The organism is Deltaproteobacteria bacterium (assembly GCA_019309045.1).
GTDB lineage: Bacteria > Desulfobacterota > Syntrophobacteria > BM002 > BM002 > JAFDGZ01.
Map to the genome: position 1 here is coordinate 1 of JAFDGZ010000144.1, position 4,670 is coordinate 4,670.

At 52.8% G+C, this 4,670-nt stretch carries 4 protein-coding genes; 1 reads left to right on the forward strand and 3 read right to left on the reverse strand.

Annotation, left to right across the window (positions count from 1 at the left end):
• From JRI89_16735 to JRI89_16745, 3 genes are all read right to left on the reverse strand, one after another.
• A partial coding sequence (locus tag JRI89_16735) for an SLBB domain-containing protein (protein MBW2072878.1) occupies positions 1–1,947 on the reverse strand: 1,947 nt, incomplete at its 3' end.
• Positions 1,948–1,991: 44 nt separating this feature from the next.
• Positions 1,992–2,552, reverse strand: a complete 561-nt coding sequence (locus JRI89_16740) for a winged helix-turn-helix transcriptional regulator (GenBank protein ID MBW2072879.1) — start codon at positions 2,550–2,552, stop codon at positions 1,992–1,994.
• Positions 2,553–2,860: 308 nt separating this feature from the next.
• Complete coding sequence (locus JRI89_16745) at positions 2,861–3,736, reverse strand: radical SAM protein (protein ID MBW2072880.1); 876 nt, start codon at positions 3,734–3,736, stop codon at positions 2,861–2,863.
• A 259-nt stretch (positions 3,737–3,995) separates the two neighbouring features.
• Between JRI89_16745 and nadA the strand changes: the two genes are divergently transcribed.
• Positions 3,996–4,670, forward strand: a 675-nt coding sequence (gene nadA, locus JRI89_16750) for a quinolinate synthase NadA (protein ID MBW2072881.1), incomplete at its 3' end; no start/stop codon positions are given.

Sequence of the window (4,670 nt, forward strand, 5' to 3'; positions counted from 1 at the left end):
CATGCCATCGTAGAGTCGGTAGCTGCCCGGGTTCCTCACTTCTCCCTTGATGGTGACTTGCGGCAGCTGCTTCTTCTCCCACCTGTTGTAAACGCGCACCCTGTCCAGGTCTTGAAGGAGGGGATTGTCGTCTCTGGATCCCTGCAACATCCTGCCGAGGTTGAACTGAATGATTTCAGGATGAAGGTCAGGAGGTGCCAGGCGGATGATTTCGGCCTGCTCCATATATGATTCCGGCAACAGGGCGTCGTAAGATGGTATCAGATCGCTCACCCGCATGCCGGGCTTCAGTTCGTACTCCCGGGGGTATTTTACATTGCCTTCCAGATAGACGACCTTGTCCAGCTTTTTATAAATGGGATATATCTTGATCACATCACCATCGCTCAACAGGGTCTGCAAGTTTTTCTCGGCAGATTGTGCGGTGGGATCCAGATTGAAGCTCTTGACGACTCTCTGTTTGTGTCCCTGGATCCTTTCCACAACCACGTTTTGCAGATGCCCGATAGGCAGGAGCCCCCCGGCCATTTCGATGGCCTGGCCGATGGTCTGAGAACCTTTCATTTCATAAATGGCGGGTCTTTTTACATTGCCGGCAACGCCTACCACAGGACCGATCACCGGGATGAAGATGGTGTCTCCCGGCTCGAGTCGTGCATCTTGCCTCTTGTTTCCTTTCAGGAAGAAATCATAGAGGTCGATCTCTTTCACCTGCTGGCCGTTGCGCAACAGCCTGATGTGTCTCATGCTGCCGTTCTTGTTCGGTCCCCCGGTAGCAAAAAGTGCAGTGATTACCGTGGAGAGACTGCTCAGGGAATAGGTGCCGGGATTTTGGGCTTCACCCACCACGTACACCTGGATGGTCCGGAGCTGTCCCATGGTGATGGTCATGTCAAAGTCAGGGTAGTATTCCCTGAACTTGTGGTCCAGGTGGCGCTTCATCTCGCTGTAAGTGAGGCCGCTCACGGTCACGGCGCCAATTCTTGGCAGAATGATCTGACCGTCCCGATTTACCGTTACACTGTACGACTGCTCCACTTTGCCCCAGAGGTGGATTTCGAAATTGTCCCCGGGGCCGATGACGTAGTCGTTGCCAACAGGGATATCGGAGAGAGGTGTAAAGGCGCTGATCTCTTCTGTAAAGAAATCGTAGCCGTACTGACGCAGTTCCCTGGAGATTTCTGTGGGGATTTCTCCGGACATGATCTTTTCTACCGGGGACAACTCTTCTTCCACCTCGGCAGGGGCGGGTGGGCGCACCAGCAGTTCCTCGGGCTTGGTGAGAGGTACTGGAATATATTTAAGGATGAAAGCCCTCTCCTCAGGACTCAGGCTGTTCAGGAGATTTTGTTTGTCCTGATACCTCAAATTGGCAAAAAGGAAGATCTTGTCCTGATCCGAAATGTTCCGGAAAAAGAAGAGCTTGTCCTGGTCGCTGAGCGTGCTGAACAGATCTGCTTTGTGCTGGTCATCCAGGTTGGCAAAAAGTTTCAGTTTTTCACTTGGACTCAGACTTCGAAAAACTATGTCCTTCACCTCGGTGCTGAGATTGGTGTAAAGGGAAGCTCTTTCTTTGTCTGAAAGATTACGAAAAAGGAGAATTTTCTCCTGGTCGCTCAAGCCTTCGAACACGGCCACCTTTTCCTCGTCGCTCAGGGTGGGAAAGACCTTCAGCTTTTCCTTGAGATAGAGAGTGCGCAAAGGGGCGCCCTCGAAAGCGGGCGGCTGCACTCCAGAGGGGAATTGTTCCGGGGTGCCCGGGCCAGAAGGGGGTGGTTGTACCTGCTGTCCAGTGCTTTGCAGGGGAGGCTGCTGTACGCCAGGCTGGGTAGTGGTGCTAGTGGAAGTACTACTGGTGCTCTGGGCAGCAGCGCTGAAGGGGACCATTACCAGGGAAACACAAAGGAGCAGAGCAAGCCAACGACTCAGATACCTCTTATTTTTCATGGATATTGAACCTCTCTTGCCAGTTGAGTGGTACCTAGTTCGAGCTATTCTAGATAAAATACCCTTTCAGGGGTAATTTTTTGCGATTTCAACAACTCTGAGAACCGCTGAGGATCATCAGCCATCAGGATGCAGTCGTAGCTGCCACCCGACAAGCTTTCGAACTCACAGGGATGCTTTACAGTGGCCATTACCTGCAAATCAAGATCCTCGGTCTGCACTATGTGCCCGAGTAGTTTCCCCACGCTTTCTCTGCTAAAGACCAGCAGCACCCGCATACCCTGATTCTGGAGACGCAGGAGATTTTCCAGGAGTCGGCTGCGGAATTCTTCGAATTCCTGGATGCACGCCTTGATGAAGGATACAGTGAGTTTTGTCTTGATCTTTATTCCCTTGGCGGTCAGCACATAGGGCGAGCGCCTGCCGTCATCCAGCCTGTCTGCGTTGTTGACCAATCCTTCCCTGATGAGCTTCTTGACCAGGTAGTTCGTCTTTCCCAGGCTCATACCGCAGTGGCGGGCAAGAGACCGCTGACTGGTAGGTCGGTGCCTGTGGATGGCGTCCAGGATACGGAAATCTTCCTCAAAAGACACGGACTTTGCCAACTATTTCTTCAGGGTTGCAAATGGAATTATACTCGTGGGCAGAGCTGAAAAAGTATAAAGCTCCGCCACCTCGGTTCACCAGTCGCAGCGCCAAAATAAAGGCCGCCACCAGGACCGACAGCAGCTTATACGTGAAGAGTAGTTTGCCAGGTATTCGAACGCTCAACCGGCTTGTTGGGAAAAGTGTGTAGCCAACTCCATACAAGAGCTTGGCGTCTATTCAAGGGTTCAAATTTGAACGCTATTTTATAGAAAGAATCGGAAGAGTCAAGAGAAAAGGGGAGGTCGCTTTCACTCTCCAGGCTACCTCATTGAGTTCCCACAAAAAAGGGCCGAAAAGTCGCTTCACTTCGTACCAGAGCCCGCTCTATTTCTTGCAGCAGCCTTGGCTTGTCATCTGGCAGCACGCCCTGTAAATTCAGATAGTTAGTGTAATGGTCGCTGTAGAGACGACTGCGACAACTGAGCCTCGTCAACAGATTTTTCGTCTCATGCAACACTTCATGGGGCGACAACATCTGGAATCTGCCTTTGCGAATCTGGTGAAGCAGCAAGGTGTTGATTTTGGGCACGAAGGTGCGCAGGCGGATATGGTCAGGACTGATTAAATTCAGAACGCGGGCCGTCTCCTGCGCATGTGACTCTGTAGCTTCTTTGCCGCCAATGCCGAGGATGACGTACTCACTCAATTCGATGCCGGCCTCTCGCACCCACAATCCTGCCTGGATCTGTTCCGCGGCAGTGGTTCCCTTCTTGATCTTGCGCAGCACCTGGTCGTCGCCGCTTTCCAGGCCCACGTGCAGCCGTGAAAGTCCAGCTTCCTTCAATTGCTTGAGTGCGCGGAGACCTTTGCGGTAGATGTACTGGGAGGAGCCGTACACGGTTATCCGTTTGAGCTCGGGAAAGAGGCGGCGCGTGTAGCGGCAGATTTCAGCCAGTTCGCTGGTGGGCATGGCAATAGTATTTCCTGCCGGGAAAAACACAGAGCGCACCGCCGCGCCGTAGATCCTGCGGGCTTCGTCGAGATCGTGCTTTATTTCTTCAACTGGACGGACTCGGTAGGGTGGCCCCTTCTTGTACACCATACAAAAGGTGCATTTGTTGTGCGGACAGCCTATGGTGGCCTGGATGAGGAGGCTGTCTGCTTCGCTCGGTGGCCGGTATATGGGACCCACGTAGCGCATGGTTCGCTACCTCCAGCACTCTGCATGGTGAAAATACTCGATGACAACAAGAGTGGAATAAAAAATAACACATGGGATGCATGGCGAAAAGAGAGCGGCTGGCATGCCTTCCAAAAAAGAGCACTCAATCTAGACGATACATGAACGATGAGGTGGCTGGATAAGGATTCCGCTGGCGAGTTGTGCTAATTGTTTGACCGTCAGCGCCATTGGCCTTACAATCGCTGTAATTGTCAACACTATGAGAGGGAGAAAATGCATGGGCAGCAATTTTGTTGAGCAAATCGACAAATTGAGACTGGAGAGAAAGGCTCTCATTCTGGCCCACAATTACCAGCCGCCGGAAATTCAGGATTTGGCTGATTTCACTGGAGATTCTCTAGAATTGAGCCGCAGAGCGGCAGCAACGGATGCGCGGCTCATAGTTTTTTGCGGGGTTCACTTCATGGCGGAGACAGCGAAAATTCTCTCGCCAGAGAAGATCGTCCTGCTCCCCGACGCCCACGCCGGCTGCCCCATGGCCGACATGATCACCCCTGAGCAGCTTGCGGCTGAAAAAGCAAAACACCCGGATGTGCAGGTGGTATCTTATGTGAACTCGAGTGCTGCAGTGAAGGCGGAGGCGGATATTTGCTGCACTTCGGCCAATGCCGCCCAGGTGGTCTCCTCTCTAGGAGGTGGGCGGCCCATACTCTTCGTTCCAGATCAGTATCTAGGGCATTACGTAATGCGCAAGACCGGGCGGGACCTCATTTTATGGCCTGGCTACTGCCCCACTCATGCCAAAATTACAGCTGAAGATGTCGAGCAGCAAAGAGCCCGCTATCCGGAGGCCAGAGTTCTCGTTCACCCCGAGTGCAGGCCCGAGGTGATAGATGGTGCAGACGAGGCTTTGAGTACGGGGGGCATGCTGCGCTATGCACGGGATTATAAC

What these genes read in the sequence shown, in the direction of transcription:
- JRI89_16745 (MBW2072880.1), bottom strand. Translation starts at nt 3,736, where the DNA reads ATGCGCTACGTGGGTCCCATATACCGGCCACCGAGCGAAGCAGACAGC.